General features: G+C 64.4%; 13 protein-coding genes. 4 read left to right on the top strand and 9 right to left on the bottom strand.

Annotated features, from left to right (window positions below):
• The first annotated feature begins 161 nt into the window (after window positions 1-161).
• From AC3WL2_RS10645 to AC3WL2_RS10660, 4 genes are all read left to right on the top strand, one after another.
• The gene (locus tag AC3WL2_RS10645; protein ID WP_177431934.1) at window positions 162-539 is read left to right on the top strand and encodes a helix-turn-helix domain-containing protein; all 378 of its coding nucleotides are present in this window, start codon (window positions 162-164) and stop codon (window positions 537-539) included.
• Entirely contained in the window at window positions 536-1,840 is a 1,305-nt protein-coding gene (locus AC3WL2_RS10650) for a type II toxin-antitoxin system HipA family toxin (protein ID WP_102685186.1), read from the top strand. Before AC3WL2_RS10645 ends, AC3WL2_RS10650 begins: the two co-directional genes overlap by 4 nt.
• A gap of 288 nt (window positions 1,841-2,128) precedes the next feature.
• On the top strand, window positions 2,129-3,553 hold the full coding sequence (locus AC3WL2_RS10655; protein WP_102685187.1) for an L-lactate permease: 1,425 nt from the start codon (window positions 2,129-2,131) through the stop codon (window positions 3,551-3,553).
• A 23-nt stretch (window positions 3,554-3,576) separates the two neighbouring features.
• On the top strand, window positions 3,577-4,995 hold the full coding sequence (locus AC3WL2_RS10660; RefSeq protein ID WP_102685188.1) for an aminotransferase-like domain-containing protein: 1,419 nt from the start codon (window positions 3,577-3,579) through the stop codon (window positions 4,993-4,995).
• Between the two features lie 50 nt (window positions 4,996-5,045).
• Here the strand turns inward: AC3WL2_RS10660 and AC3WL2_RS10665 are convergent, their stop codons facing one another.
• From AC3WL2_RS10665 to AC3WL2_RS10705, 9 genes are all read right to left on the bottom strand, one after another.
• Complete coding sequence (locus tag AC3WL2_RS10665; protein WP_102685189.1) at window positions 5,046-5,945, bottom strand: LysR family transcriptional regulator; 900 nt, start codon at window positions 5,943-5,945, stop codon at window positions 5,046-5,048.
• A gap of 46 nt (window positions 5,946-5,991) precedes the next feature.
• Window positions 5,992-8,007, bottom strand: a complete 2,016-nt coding sequence (locus tag AC3WL2_RS10670; protein ID WP_102685190.1) for a 2Fe-2S iron-sulfur cluster-binding protein — start codon at window positions 8,005-8,007, stop codon at window positions 5,992-5,994.
• Between the two features lie 18 nt (window positions 8,008-8,025).
• Complete coding sequence (locus AC3WL2_RS10675) at window positions 8,026-8,655, bottom strand: glutathione S-transferase family protein (RefSeq protein WP_102685191.1); 630 nt, start codon at window positions 8,653-8,655, stop codon at window positions 8,026-8,028.
• 177 nt (window positions 8,656-8,832) lie between these two features.
• Complete coding sequence (locus AC3WL2_RS10680; protein WP_102685192.1) at window positions 8,833-9,387, bottom strand: UPF0149 family protein; 555 nt, start codon at window positions 9,385-9,387, stop codon at window positions 8,833-8,835.
• Window positions 9,388-9,469: 82 nt separating this feature from the next.
• On the bottom strand, window positions 9,470-10,447 hold the full coding sequence (locus AC3WL2_RS10685) for an asparaginase (protein ID WP_102685193.1): 978 nt from the start codon (window positions 10,445-10,447) through the stop codon (window positions 9,470-9,472).
• Window positions 10,444-11,511 carry a hypothetical protein gene (locus AC3WL2_RS10690; protein ID WP_232968190.1) on the bottom strand — a complete coding sequence of 356 codons (1,068 nt, stop codon included), beginning with the start codon at window positions 11,509-11,511 and terminating at the stop codon, window positions 10,444-10,446. Before AC3WL2_RS10690 ends, AC3WL2_RS10685 begins: the two co-directional genes overlap by 4 nt.
• A gap of 93 nt (window positions 11,512-11,604) precedes the next feature.
• Window positions 11,605-12,501, bottom strand: coding sequence for a nitrilase family protein (locus tag AC3WL2_RS10695; protein ID WP_102685195.1), 897 nt, complete (start codon window positions 12,499-12,501; stop codon window positions 11,605-11,607).
• A gap of 135 nt (window positions 12,502-12,636) precedes the next feature.
• On the bottom strand, window positions 12,637-12,789 hold the full coding sequence (locus AC3WL2_RS10700; protein WP_158247506.1) for a hypothetical protein: 153 nt from the start codon (window positions 12,787-12,789) through the stop codon (window positions 12,637-12,639).
• A gap of 506 nt (window positions 12,790-13,295) precedes the next feature.
• Window positions 13,296-14,939 carry an acetolactate synthase large subunit gene (locus tag AC3WL2_RS10705; RefSeq protein WP_102685196.1) on the bottom strand — a complete coding sequence of 548 codons (1,644 nt, stop codon included), beginning with the start codon at window positions 14,937-14,939 and terminating at the stop codon, window positions 13,296-13,298.
• Window positions 14,940-15,285: the final 346 nt, after the last annotated feature.

Here is a 15,285-nt window from a genome sequence, read left to right on the forward strand (position 1 = left end):
GCGGAAAACCTAAAATACACACTTAACGCCTAGAGAATTAGGCTTTATTCAAGTAGCGAATTGTCCTTTCAAGCGCACTATACAAAGCCTAGAATCAGAGGCATTCAGGTCAATAACGGCGTTTTAAGCATAGGATCCTAGGCGTTATGAAAGCCATATCAATGACTGACGACGCTATCGCCAACGAGATCGGCCAACGCATTGAGGCTATCCGCCTGAAGCGTAATATTGGCCAGGACATCGTCGCCCATGAAGCCGGGATTTCCCGGGAGACCTACCGCAAGCTCACGGCAGGCAAAGGCACCCTGGTGAACGTGATTGCCGTCCTGCGAGTGCTGGGAGAGCTTGATCGTCTCGCCTCCCTCATCGAGGACGTCAGGACCAGCCCCGTACAACTGGCAAAAATGCAGGGCAAGCAGCGGATGCGGGCGACCGTCACACGGGCTACACCTTCGGCGCCTGAACACGGAATCAGGACGCCTATCGGCAAGCCCACGCTCATTGGTGCCCCGAAACCCGACAAGGATGACAGCTGGTGATTGCACGGATCTATCTCTGGGATGTGTATGTAGGCGCGCTCAACTGGAACACGCAGACCCAGACCGGGGAGTTCGAATACACCCCCGAGTTCGTCAGGACGGGCCTTGAGATCTCGCCGGTCCATATGCCGTTGCGCCAGGACTACACCTACGTGTTCCAGGGGCTGGACCGCGAAACCTTCAAGGGCCTGCCCTCGATCCTCGCCGACTCCCTGCCCGATGATTTCGGCAACGCGCTGATCGATGCCTGGCTGGCCCAGCAGGGGCGTGACAAGGCAACGTTTACCCCGGTCGAGCGCCTGCTGTACCAGGGCAAGCGCGGCATGGGCGCCCTGGAGTATCGCCCGGCGATGGCCACCGAGCGGGACAAGGGGGAGAGCATCCATATCGATGCACTGGTGCGCCTGGCCAGCGAGGTGTTGTCCGAACGCGAGTCGATCGCCGAGCGCCTGGATGCCAAGGATCCATCGCTGGACGACGGCGCCCTGCAGCACCTCATCCAGATCGGTACCAGCGCGGGCGGCGCCCGGGCCAAGGCGGTGATCGCCATGAATGCCGAAGGCGAGATCCGTTCGGGGCAGGTCACCGCGCCGCCGGGCTTCGAGTACTGGTTGCTCAAGTTCGATGTGGCCAAGGACTCGACCGTGCTGGCTGACTCACAAGGCTACGGGCGCATCGAGTACGCCTACCACCTCATGGCCAAGGCGGCCGGCATCACCATGACCGAGTGCCGATTGCTGGAGGAAGGTGGACGCGCTCACTTCATGACCCGACGCTTCGACCGCACGGCCGAAGGTGAAAAGATCCACGTCGCGACCTTGTGCGCACTCGACCACGCCGACTTCCGCAAGCCTGGCCAATACTCCTATGCCGAGGCCTTCGGGGTGATGCGCGCGCTGCGGATTTCCCGCGACGGCGCCGAACAGTTCTACCGCCGCATGGTGTTCAACCTGGTGGCACGTAACCAGGACGACCACACCAAGAACACGGCCTTCATGATGGACACCGACGGCACCTGGTACCTCACGCCGGCGTATGACGTGTCCTATTCCTACCTGCCTGGAAGCTTCTGGGTCGATAGCCACCAGATGACCGTGAACGGCAAACGCGACGACTTCACCCTCGACGATTTGCTGAGCGTGGCCAGCCAGGTCAGGGGGATGGATGCACGAGGGATCATCAAGGAAGTCTGTGAAGCCGTCGCACAGTGGCCGCGTTTTGCCAGAGAGGCCGGTGTACCCGCCACCGCCAGTAAGCGGATCGGCGAAGTTCATCGCCTGTACCTTGGAGAGGGGCTGTGAACGAAGATCGTCTGCGATCCCCTTAAGGCATTAAGCAGGTAGGCTCGCCCACGCCACAAATCGGCATCTAAAGTGCCAGACAGGAAATCCTGTCGAACGTGGTCATGGGCGAGTTAATAATTAAGCCTAGCGCGGATTTCCAACGCTGCAAACGCAGGACCGAGCGCCGCTCCTCGCTAGCCGCCAGAGCTGTATTGAAAAACCCAGCCCCCCTGTATCTATTGCCGTCTCTCCCTTCCCTCCACCATCCCTTCCACACTCCCCCGGATGGCTAAAGGAACCCGCATCATGGCTGCCCTGCTGCTGCAAATGTCCCCCATAGGCCTGGTGATCACCCTGATCCTGCTGCTGCGCCGCCCCCCCGTGCAGGCCGCGCTGACCGGTGTGGCCGGTGTCTTGCTGCTGTGGGGCCTGGGCGTCGCGCAGCCGCTGTCGACGGCGGTGTCCGGCGCGATCCTGCAAGACACGCTGATCCTGTTTCTCAGCACCGCCGGCGTGATCGTCCCGGGCCTGGCCTTTGCCATTCTGGTCGAGCGCGCCGGCGCCCCGCAGGCTATCGGGGCCTGGGTACGGGAGCTGGGCTGGACGCCACCGATGCAGGTGATCTTCATCGTCCTGGGCCTGGCGCCGCTGCTGGAAGCGATGACCGGGTTCGGGGTGTCGCTGATCGCTACCGTACCATTGCTGATGGGGCTGTTTTCGCGCCAGACGGGCATGAAGATGGCGTTGGCGGGGATGGCGGTGATGCCGTGGGGCACCCTTGGGCTGGCCACGGTGATCGGCGCGCTGCTGGCCCATGTACCGGCGCAGGAACTGGGCAGCCATTCGGCGCTGGTCAGCGCACCGGTGTTTCTCTGCCTGGCCGCCGTGGCACTGGCCTTGGCGGGGATCCGCAGCCTCAAGGCATGGCTAGGGCTGGCGGCAATCTCGCTGCTGTTCAGCACGGTGCTGTATACGGCCAATCGCTGGATCGGGCCCGAGGCTTCGGGGGTGCTGGCCGGGCTGGCGGTGGCCTGCACGGGCCTGGCGCTGTCCTGGGCGCGGCGAGGAACCTTGGTGCACTGGCCACGGGCAGCGTGGCCGTACCTGGCGTTGCTGGGGGTGATCGTCGCCTCGCGTGGGCTGTTCCTGGTCTCGGGCTGGGACGGCGGGTGGGTGGTGCACGGCGCCAATGTAGCGTGGAAGCCACTGGCCTCGCCGGGGCTGGCGCTGCTGCTGGTGGTGCTGGCGATGGCCGCACGCCAGGGCGGCGGCTTCCCGTGGCAGGCACTGTTCACCCGCGCACGGTTTCCGGTGGCAACGATCTTCCTGTTCCTGCTGCTCTCCCAGGTGATGGTCAAGGCGGGCTTCCTGGTCGAGGCGCAACGGGCCTTGCAGTCGCTGTCCGGCGTATCGCTGGCCGCGACGGTGTCGTTGCTGGCAGGGCTGGCCGGCTATGTCACCAGTTCCAATGTCGGCGGTACCACCTTGGTGATGCCCGCCATCGCGGCATTGTCCGACAGCCATGGTGCGTGGCTGGCCGCCATGGCCAACAGTGCCGCCGGGCACGGCGCGCTGGGCTCGTTGTCGATCCTGGCGCTGATCATCGGGCTGGCCGGTGCCAACCGCGACGAGGAACACGGGCTGATCCGCTTCGGTTTTGCCCTGGTCGTGCTGAACATTGTCATCGTGGCTGCAACCGGCGTGGTTTTGCTCTACCTTTCGGGGGCCTGAACCTGACGCCACAAAGAGCCCCCATGGACCGCATTCCCAAGCCCGACAAGCGCTGGCACACCGTCAACGCCTGGCTGCTGCGCCAGATCGACAGCGGCGAATGGCCCAGCGGCATGCAATTGCCCTCGGTGCGCGAGCTGGCGCGGCTGTTCGACAGCAGCATCGCCACCGTGCAACGGGCCCTGGCGGAGCTGGAGGCCAATGCCTATGTGCAGGCCAGGCCACGGGTGGGCTATTTCGTCGCCAAGGGCGCGGCCCAGGTGCAGGGGTTCGACCTGGCCAGCGTCACCGTCAACGTCGACCACGCGGTGGTCGCCATGCTCGCCCAGGCGGCCAGCAACACCACGCTTTCGCTGAGCTCGGCAGTGCTGCATGACGAACTGGCCCCCCAGGTGCTGCTGAGCAGATGCCTGGCATCGCTGGCGAGCAAGGCCGATCTGGCGCTGGCCGGGCTGATCGCGCCACCCGGCCTGGCCTCGCTGCGCCGGCGTATCGCCGGGCTGATGCTGCAACGCGGCGTGGCCTGCGGGCCGGACGATATCCTGGTGACCTCAGGCGACACCGTGGCGCTGGAACTGGCCCTCGAAGCCGTCGCCCGGCCGGGCGCCACGGTGGCCATCGAGACACCCACCTACTACGGCATCCTGCAGACCATCGAACGCCTGGGGATGCGCGCCCTGCCCATTCGCACCCACACCGACAGCGGCATGGACCTCGAACACCTGGAGTGGGCCCTGAAGCGCGGGAAGGTCGATGTGGTGTTCCTCAACCCGACGCTGCAGAACCCACGGGGCTTCATCATGCCCGACGCGGCGCGGGCACGGCTCTCACAGCTGGCGCAGGCGGCGGATGTGCCGATCATCGAGGACGATATCTTCTTCGACCTGGTGGACGAGGCGCAGCGCCCCAGGGCGATCAAGCACTACGACATGACCGGGCAGACGATCTATTGCTCGTCGTTCTCCAAGACCGTGGCGCCGGGGTACCGGGTGGGCTGGTGCGTGGCCGGACGGTACCGGGATGCGATCCTGGCCCAGATGTTTTCACGCAACCTGGCGGTATCGAGCCTGGCGCAGCGGGTGCTGGATGAATTCATCGGACGGGGGTACATGGACGAGCACTGCGCGAAACTGCGTGGGCGGCTGGCGGCGCAGGCCGGGCTGATGGAGGCGCTGGTGCGCTCGGTATTTCCGGCGGGGACGCGCTATGTGGCGCCTCGGGGCGGCTTCATCCACTGGGTCGAATTACCGGGAGGGACAGACATGCTGGCGCTGCAACGGCTTGCCGCGGAGCGTGGCTGCAATGTGGGCGCCAGCGGGATGTTCTTTGCCGATGGGGAATGTGGCACTGGGTTGCGGGTGTGCCTGGGGCGGGTGATTACGCCGCAGGTGATGGGCGGGTTGAGGGTGCTGGCGGAGTGTGCTGGCCTTTCAAGGCCTTGATTGAGCTTGAGGTACTTGGGGCCGCTGCGCAGCAGCCCCAGGTTCCGGAATCACGCCAGATGCGCCTGGCTACGCAAGTGCTCGGCCAACATATCGATAAAGGTCCGCACCTTGGTCGAACCATATTTGCTCTCGCGATGCAGGATATGGATCGGCCACGGCGCCTCCTCGTATTCGGCCAGAATCACCTGCAAGCGCCCGGCCGCCACTTCGTCCGCCACCTGGTACGACAACAGCCGGGCGATCCCCAGCCCGGCACTGGCCGCGGCGATGGCGGCGTCGTTGCTGGTCACGGTCAGGCGCGGCTTCATGCGGATCAGCGTCGGGTCGTCGATGGCGCCGAAGCGCCAGTCCGTGCGAGGTGACAGCGTCCCGGCGGCAATGACCTCGTGCTTCTGCAACTCCGAGGGATGCCGCGGCGTGCCATGGCGTTCCAGGTACTCGGGCGAGGCGCACAGCAGCCGGCGCATCTTGCCCACCCGCAGCGCCTTCAGGCCCGAGTCGGGCAACTGGCCGATGCGCACGGCCACGTCCATGCCCTCTTCCACCAGGTTCACCACGCGGTCGAGGAAGAACGCCGAGACGTCCACCTCGGGGTACTGCTGCAGGTAACGCACGATGCAGGGCATGACGAACTTCTTACCGAACAGGATCGGCGCGGTCACCGCCAGGTCGCCCTTGGGCGCGGCGTTGATGCCGGCGGCGGCTTCGTTGGCTTCGACAATGCTGGCGAGGATATGCCGGGTGTCTTCCAGATAGCGCCCGCCGGCCTCGGTCAGGCGCACGCTGCGGGTGGTGCGCAGCAGCAGCTTGACCCCGAGCTGTTCCTCCAGGGCGCTGACGGCGCGGGTCACCGCCGCCGGCGAGATGGCCAGGCGGCGAGCGGCGGCGGCGAAGCTTTCCAGCTCGCCCACGGCCACGAACACTTTCATCAGGTGGATCTGGTCCATGCCGCGCCCCACGCGTTGTCGTCGAGCGATTATCGCCGTGGTCACGCTAGAGCTCCAGTACCAAGGGCTGCACGCCTTCCTCGGCCTGGGCCGGAATCGCGCAGCAGATCAGCACGCTACCGGCTTCGGGCAGTTCGGCGGGCGGGTTCGGATAATGGACCTGGCCGCTGACCAATTTGGTCTTGCAGGTACCGCACGAGCCACCGCGGCAGCTGAAGTCCGGCGACAGGCCGCGGCTTTCCGCCAGTTCCAGCAAGGTGCCGCCCGCGGGCGCCCAGCGCGCTTCCTTGGCGGAGCTGGCGAAGTACACCGGCACCGGTTCGCTGGCGGGCGGCGGTTGTTGCAGGGTGGACTGGTTGTCGTCGTTGTGGCGGCGCAGGGTCGAAGGGCCGAAGGCTTCGGCATGGATGCGGGCATCCGGTACATGCACCGTGCGCAGGCCTTCGTAAAGGTCCTGGGTGAAACTGGCCGGGCCACAGAGGTAGAAGTCGTAGTCGTCCAGCGGCAGCGTGGCCTTGATCTGCTCGATGCCCAGGCGGCTGGCGAACACATAGTCGCGGCCCTGCACGGCTTGGGGTTCGGGCAGGCTCAGGGCGCGGTGAATGCTCAGCAGGCCACCGGCGTGCTGCTGGAGTTCGGCAAGCTCGTGCTGGAACGGCAGGTCGGCCAGCGTACGGCCACCGTGGAACAGGTAGATGCGCCGCCCCAGCCCCAAGGCCAGTTGCTCGCGGAGCATGGCGATCAACGGGGTGATACCGACACCAGCACCGACCAGCACGAGGGGCCGGTCGCTGGTGTGATCCAGGGTGAAACTGCCCATGGGCAGGCGCACCTGTAAAGGGTCGCCCACCTTCAGTTGCTGGTGCAGATAGCGTGACGCCGGCCCCTGCGCCTTGACGCTGATGCGCAGGTGGCCATCGGACGGTGCGCTGGACAGGCTGTAGGTGCGGATCAGCGGTGCCTCTCCATCAACCTGCAAGCGCACCGGAATATGCTGGCCGGGCACGAAGGGCACCGCCGTACCCTCCTCGGGTTGCAGGTAGAACGAACGGATATCGCGGCTTTCCTGCTCGATACGCAGCACGCGCCAGGTCAGCCATTGGCGCTGGCGCTCACGCTGTTGCAGGCGCTCTTGGGCTTCACTCCAGGTGCCGGTCATCAGGCTGGTGGGGGCGTATTCCTGGAAGGCCCAGCGCAATGACACGGCGGCCGGGCGGACCACCACCTGCTCGATGTCCAGGGTCCAGAGCCGCTCGGCCCCCTCGAAAGCGCTGATCAGCGGGCTGTCGAGAATCACCTCGGTTCGCCCTGAAACCTGCAGCACATCGCCCGTGGTGAAGTCGATGAACAACAGGCCGGCAACCGGGTTGACCAGCAGGTTGCCGAGGGTGTTGAAATGCAGGTTGCCGGCGTAGTCGGGTATGGTCAGGCGATTACCTTCGACCCTGACGAAACCGGGCCGGCCACCGCGGTGGGACACGTCCACGGCACGTTGGCCATTTTCCTGCTCAACGTAACTGGCGACGAAGAAGGTATCGGCGTGTTCGATCATGGCGCGGGACTCGGTATCGAGTGCCACTGAGTCCCGGCGCCCCTGCGGCGGCTCGTCGACGCGGGTGTACTCGCGCAGCTGGATGTACTGCGGGCAGTTGCCGAACGATTGCTCGACCACCACCTCCAGCTGGCCGGTGCCAGCCCGGCGGATCAGGCCATTGAGGCGATTGCGCCGCCGCGTGTGCAGCTCGATCCCCAGCAAGCCAATGGCACCGCCATCCACCAGGCCCGGCATGGCCGGGTCGTCAGCGGCAGGCGCGGTGCCGATCAGCAGTTGCCGGGGATCGGGCGAGCTGACAAAGCCTTCCGCGCCTTCGAGCAGCGTCGCCCAAGGGGTGCCAGCAGCATCCACGGCAGCGGCCACCAGGAACGGCAATTGCTGGTAGAACGCGCGATGCTGGTCGGGCATGAAGTCGCGGATGACCTTCTGGCCGAACACCTCCATACGCTCTGCAACACCGACTTGCTCCTGCAGCCGTTTTTCACCTGCATGCCAGGGCGATCGCATGGCGGCATTCCTCTGGGTTCAGAGCGTGGTCTGCAAACCGATGACAGTGCGTGGCATCGGCACGAAGCCCGGCAGCGCCTCGATCCGGGCCAGCCAGGCGCGCACATTGGCGTACGGCTCCAGCGATACATTGCCCTCGGGGGCGTGGGCGATGTACGAGTAGTTGGCGATATCGGCGATGGTCGCCTGGTCACCAACCAAGAACGGGCTCTTGGCCAGTTCGGCGTCGATCACCTTGAGCAGGGTGTGGGCGCGGCCAATCACTTCGTCGGTGTTGAACGAGGCGCCGAATACGGTCACCAGGCGGGCGGCAGCCGGGCCGAAGGCCAGCGGGCCTGCCGCCACCGACAACCAGCGCTGCACACGGGCGGCGCCGACCGGATCTTCGGGCAACCAACGCTCGCCGCCATAGGCCTTGGCCAGATAGACGAGGATGGCGTTGGAGTCGGCGATGACGATGCCGTTGTCATCGATCACCGGCACCTGGCCGAAGGGGTTGATGGCCAGGAACCCGGGTTGCTTGTGCTCACCCTTGGCCAGGTCAACGAACACCAGCTCGGTAGGCAGTTCGAGCAGTGACAGCATCAGCTCGATACGGTGGGCGTGGCCGGACTTGGGGAAGTTGTAGAGCTTGATCGGGCTTGGCATGTGCGGGGCTCCAGGTCAGCGCCGGGAGTGGCGCTGCTGGAGGACATGCTGCACGGGATCGGCTGGCAGCAGAATCAGTGCTGGGAGCAATCCAGTATTTCGATAAGTGGAATAATCAGCATTGCTTGTTTGTGGGAGCGGCGGTGCGCCGATGCGACTTGCCCCGCGATGACGTCATCAATGCCGGTGCTGTTTCTGGTACTGGTACAACCCCCGCGCCGCCTCGACCACCAGCGGTACACAGGCCTGGCGCTCATCGAAGCTCATCGAGTCGAGCAGCTCGAAGTTGTCTTCCAGCCCATGCAGCGAAATGGCCTTGAGCAGACGATCCTGCTCTGGCGGCAGCTCGCTCCACTCGGCCACTTGCGTGCCGCGCATGTAGCCGAAGCACCATTCCTCGAGAATGATCATCGGGCCCTCTTCGCTCTCGCCCTCTTCGAACATCGGCTCGAAGTCCTCGAGGTCCGTGGCCAACTCTTCGGCCACCTGGCTGGCATAACGCAGCATCAGCGCGGTATACGCTTCTTCATGGGCAGGCTTCTTGAACTTGGGCACCTTGCCACCGGCGACAGAGGGCAGCCATTGCTCAGGGTTGACCTTGTTGGGGGAGCTGGCCAGAGCAGTGAAGAAACCGTTGAGCTCGGCGAGGTTGAGTACCGAATAATCGTTGCCGTAGGTGATCAGCAGGTCTTCGAGGCGGTCGAGTTCTTTTTCGCTGAGCGCGGGGAGCATGGGGTGGGTGTCCTGGGTAAATGTGCGTGCACCCTAGCATAGGCAACGCCTGCCCGCTCCCTTCATGGGAACGGGCATCGGGCTATTGCTGCAGCCACTGCGCCAGCTCGGCCTGCCGCCCGCTACCGGCCAGCAGCCACAACAAGAGCCGACATTTGCGCGGGCAAAGCCAGCCGGCCATGTGCAGGCCGCGGGCCTGCAGGTCGATCTCGCCACCGACGAACCCGTAGGTTCCCCGGGCTGTCGGGCCATTGCCGGTGCGTGTGGCGATAATCACTGGCATGGTGTCTGCGACGTCCTCCAAAGCCTCGGCCCAGGCTTCGCAGACATGGCCTGCGCCAAAGCCGGCAACCACTAGCCCTGAATAGCCCATGCCACCAAGGGCTCGCAGCAGCCGCGTATCGGCATCGAGACAGGCCTCCAGCAGGACGACCTGGTGACCGACCTGCGCCGGCAGGGGCAACACCCAGCGTGGCGCGGCAGCCTGACGATAGATGGGACAGCCCTCCACCACTTCCCCTAACGCCCCTGCGCCGGGCGATTCGAAGGCCGCCATTGCCAGGCTGGCAGTCTTGCGTACCCGGGCGGCCGAGTGAATCTGGTCGTTGATCACCACCAGCACGCCACGCCCCCGGCTGCCATCGGCTATCGCAACCTGCACTGCCGCCAGCAGGTTCGCCGGACCATCTGCGCCCGGCTGGCAGGCCGAGCGCATGGCGCCGGTCATGATCAGCGGAATGTCATGGGGCCAAAGCAGATCGAGGAAATACGCGGTCTCCTCCAGCGTATCGGTGCCCTGGGTAAGCACCACGGCCTGGGCCCCGGCTTGCACTTGTGCGTTTGCCCAGGCCAGCGCATCCAGCATGTCGGTGAATGCCAGGGAGGCGCTCGGCACCAGGCACAACGTGGCGGTGCTGATCTGCGCCAGTTGCTGCAACTGAGGCAGGGCACTCAACAGCGCGGCACAGTCGAGCCGGGGTGTCACACCCTGCCCCGGCGCCCCGGATTGCATGCTGACCGTACCGCCCAGGCTGCCGATGGAAACACGTGGTGCTGTCATGGGTTACCTCCCGCAAGCAGACCAACCAGGGGCACGATACCCAGGGTGCTGATGGCCATGGACAGGACATTGCCGATATAACCGTGCATGTAGCTTGGCAGGCGCTGGCTGATTGCCACGGCAAGCGGTGGCGCGATCAGCGCGCCGAGCACTGCGCTGGCGATGATCACCTGCCAGCTGCCACCCAGTGTCAGCACGGCGGCGGGCACGATCGACACGATGGGAATATAGGTCGGATACCAGCCCCGCTCCTTCCATTGCCGTCGCCAGAACAGCACACCGACCAGCGATGCCAACCCCTGCCCGGCCACCATCTGCAGCACCAGTTGCGATCCGTAGGCCGGTGCCGCCGGGGCCAATACATAAGCCAGCAATACGCCCAGCAGCAAGCCGAGGCTGGCCAGTTCATTGCCAAAGAACGGCGCTTCGCTGAAATCGGCCAGTACCCGACGCAGGGTCCAGGCCACGCCATAGTCCGGCTGGCTGGCTGTCGCTACGAGCGCTGGGCGCTGTCCATCGCGAACCAGCACCGGGAAGCGTTTGCACAGCAGGAACGCCAGCACACTGGCCAGGGCCATGCCACTGACATTGCCGATCACCACCGGCAACTGCAGCGGGTAGCACAGGTAGTTGACCAGCAGCAGGCTGGCCGGCGTCACCAGCACGGCACCGAGCAGCGCGCCATTGATCGCGACGCGCCAACCGCCGCCAAACAGCAGGACCATGGCCGCCGGCAGCGAGACGAAGGCGACGAAGGTCGGCTGCCAGGTACCACCGTCCAGCGTCCAGCCCCACAACGCATGGCTGAGCAGTAGGCCGAGCAGCGAGCTGATAATCAGCCAGGGCCACAGCCCAGTGCCGTAGCAGATGGCGAAGCCCTGCCAGCGATGCCCACGCTGCTGGGCCCAATGCGCAAGGCTCGCCCCCAGCAGCAGCCCCAGTGCCGGCAACTCGTGCTTGTAGAAGGCGACCTCACTGATATCGCCGACCATCCAGCGCAGCCTGCTCAGCGGCTGGTCGAGGGTTGCGACGAGTTGCGCATAATCGGGCCATCCACCCAACATCAGGCTGGCAACGCAAAGCAGCGCGAGGCCCAGGAGTATCAGCGACGACGACCGTTGTCGCGGTAAAGAGAGGTGCTGTTCCATGGCGCCTCCTCAACGTGGCATCGGCGCATGCAGCCGATAACCCAAGGTGGCGTCGTAGAGGTCGGTGCGGCGGTCACGCGGCAGGTCATTGAGGCTGTTCCAGATAGGCGCCGAGCGGGCGGCGCTGAGGTCGACGTCGGCATAGAGGATGCACTCCTCCTCGGCACCGGCCACCTCGCCGATGGGCCAGCCGTTGGTGCCGGCAATCAGCGAACAACCGAGGAAGCGCCCGCCCCGTTCCCGACCGATGCGATTGGCGGCGGCGATATAGACATTGTTGACGTGGGCTGCGGTTATCGTCAGATACGAGGCCATGCAGCGTCCGGCCTCGTCGAACAGCGGCGGCGGTGTCCAGACCCAGTTGTTCAGGCTGCAGATGATGTCGGCGCCCTGCGCTGCCATGAGCCGTGGCACCTCCGGGAACCAGATGTCCCAGCAGATCAGCAGGCCGATGCGGCCGATGGGCGTTTCAAACACCGGGAAGCCCAGGTCGCCGGGGGTAAACCAGAGCTTTTCCTGGTTCCACAAGTGCGCCTTGCGGTAATGCCCGAGCAGCCCCAGCGGGCCGAACAGCACGGCGCTGTCGAAGAGCTTGAGGCCGTCACGCTCGGCGAAGCCTGCAGCCAGATACACCTGCTGCTCACGGGCGAACTCCGCCCAGGCCTGCAGGCATCGTCCATCCTCCAGCGACTCGGCGTGGGCATAGGCCTCGGCGCGGGAGTTGAAGGTGTAGCCGGTGTTGGCCAGCTCCGGCAGCACGATCAGGTTCGCCCCTTCACGCACGGCGCGGCGGGCCAGGGCCAAACCACGGCTCAGGTTGCCATCACAATGGTCCAGGCCGACCTGCGGGTCGTACTGGATGACGGCAATGCGTACGGGGCTGACGGGGGTGGTGTGTTCCTGCATGGCGGCTTCCTTTTCTGGTTGTTATGGAAGGCCGCCAGTAGAACGGGCATGGCAGGTGGAGCGACAGTCAGCAGGATCCTCTGGAACTGCGGGAGAGTGCGAAAATACGGGGAGGAGCACTCCTACAAAGTTGTTTCAAAGCACCTGTAGAGGCACCTGATAATGCGGATAGTGCTCGAGGTTGAAGCCATCCTTGAAACGTGCGCCGGTGTTGTTGCAGAGGTTGATCACGGTGTCGATGGCGGTGCGCAGACACGGCTCGGCGAGGGAGAACCCCTGAACGGGCACTCAAGGTCGCGGTTGTACTACATCAGGCTATCTGCGTCGTAATAGGCACCCGCCCGGTACAACTTCGCACAACCAAGTGCATTCCTATCTGTCATCCATCTTTGTATGTGGGTGTTTCCAAGATCGATATGCAGCGTGATGGGCTCGCTGATGTTGGTGCAACGCAACAGAATCCGATCGAGTTCAGCTACGCATTTTCCCACCAGCTCGATGTCTGAAAACGCCGTTAACTGAGTGACGTCGCGATAAGGTCGGCGGGATGGTTGTGCGTTGAACCGATGGTCATGGTTTCGGGTTCTCAGGGTAGGTGAAGAGCCTGAGCATGGCGAGAGAGGGAGATGGTGCGTGGTAGATGGGTATCGCGGTGCTGAGTGCGTCGTTGCCAGAACAGACGCAATCGCGGGGCAAGCCCGCTCCCACGCTACCCGTTCCCACAAGCCCTGTATTAGCTCTGTGGTTGCGGATGGCGTGGGAGCGGGCTTGCCCCGCGATGAGGGTGCTACGGTTTAGACCGCCAGCGCGCGCTCACGCAGCTCGCTGTTGAGGATGCGGTCGTTCTCGCTGTAGTCCACCGGGCAGTCGATCACGTGCACGCCAGGGGTCTTGATGCAGTGCTCGAGCAGCGGCAGGAAGGCTTCGGCGCTTTCCACGCGGTGGCCATTGGCACCGTAGGCTTCGGCGTATTTGACGAAGTCCGGGTTGCCGTAGTCCAGGCCGAAATCGGTGAAGCCCATGTTGGCCTGCTTCCAGCGGATCATGCCGTAGCCGTCGTCACGCAGGATCACCACGGTGATGTGCATACCCAGGCGGACGGCCGTTTCCAGCTCCTGGCTGTTCATCATGAAGCCGCCGTCGCCGCAGACCGAGATGACCGGGCGATCCGGGTACACCAGGTGCGAGGCCATGGCCGATGGCAGGCCGGCGCCCATGGTCGCCAGGGCGTTGTCCAGCAGCACGGTGTTGGGCTTGTGGGCCTTGTAGTTGCGGGCGAACCAGATCTTGTAGATACCGTTGTCCAGGGCGACGATGCCTTCAGACGGCAGGGCGCGACGGATGTCGGCAACCATGCGCTGCGGATAGACCGGGAAGCGGTCGTCGTCGGCGCCTTCGGCGATCTGCGCTTCGTTCGCTTCGCGGATGGCCATCAGGCGGGTGAAGTCCCAGTGGCTGGTATCGGTCAGCGCTTCGCTGATCTGCCATACGGCGTTGGCAATGTCGCCGATCACTTCTACTTGCGGGAAGTACACGGCATCGACTTCAGCCGAGCGGAAGCTCACGTGGATCACTTCGGTGCCGCCACGAACCATGAAGAACGGTGGCTTCTCGATCACGTCGTGGCCGATGTTGACAATCAGGTCGGCGGCTTCGACGGCGCGGTGAACGAAGTCACCGGAGGACAGCGCGGCGTTACCCAGGAAGCGCGGGTGACGCTCGTCGACCACACCTTTACCCATCTGGGTGGTGATGAACGGGATGCCGGTCTTGTCGATCAGTTGCTTGAGGACCTTGGCGGTCATCTTGCGGTTGGCGCCGGCACCGATCACCAGGATCGGGTTGCGAGCGTTCTGCAGTTTCTGCACGGCGGCTTCGATGGCCACGTGCTCGGCCAGCGGGCGACGGTGCAGGCTGCGCGGAATCGGCAGGGCGTCGGTCTGCTCGGCGGCGATGTCTTCCGGCAATTCCAGGTGCACGGCGCCCGGCTTCTCTTCTTCCGCCAGGCGGAAGGCTTCACGCATGCGCGCAGGAATGTTGTCGGCCGAGGCGAACTGGTGGGTGTACTTGGTGATGGGGTCCATCATGCCGCACACGTCGATGATCTGGAAGCGGCCTTGCTTGGACTTCTTGATCGGCTTCTGGCCGGTGATCATCATCATCGGCATGCCGCCCAGGTAGGCGTAGGCGCTGGCGGTCACCAGGTTGGTCGCGCCAGGGCCGAGGGTCGACAGGCTGACGCCGGTCTTGCCGGTCAGGCGGCCGTAGGTGGCGGCCATGAAGCCCGCGGATTGCTCGTGGCGGGTCAGTACCAGCTTGATCTTCGACTTGCGCAGGGACTCGAGCAGGTCGAGGTTTTCCTCACCGGGAATGCCGAACACATACTCGACACCTTCGTTTTCCAGGCATTGCACAACGACATCGGCGGCCTTGGCCATCTTGCTTCTAACCTCAAGTAATAGGACGGTGAAAGTCCAGAAATGCGCAGCACGGTACGCTGGCATCGCTCGGTCCGGGTGCCAGGATTGCCCCGAACCTAAGCCTTGACGCAGGGTAGGTACGGGGAAGTCACTTAATGTGACGGCAATATTGTCGCACCTGTGACGCGGCGATGTGAGGTAGCCGACGAGCAAAGGATTTTTGCGTGATTGTCAGCAAGCGGATCCCGTGTAGGAACAACATACCGTGGGAGCGGGCTTGTCGGAACGCACAAAGACAAAACCCCTACCTGCTCGCGCAGATAGGGGTTTTGCGAAATGAATCTTGACGATGACCTACTCTCAC

It is taken from the genome of Pseudomonas sp. FW305-96 (genome assembly GCF_058783825.1).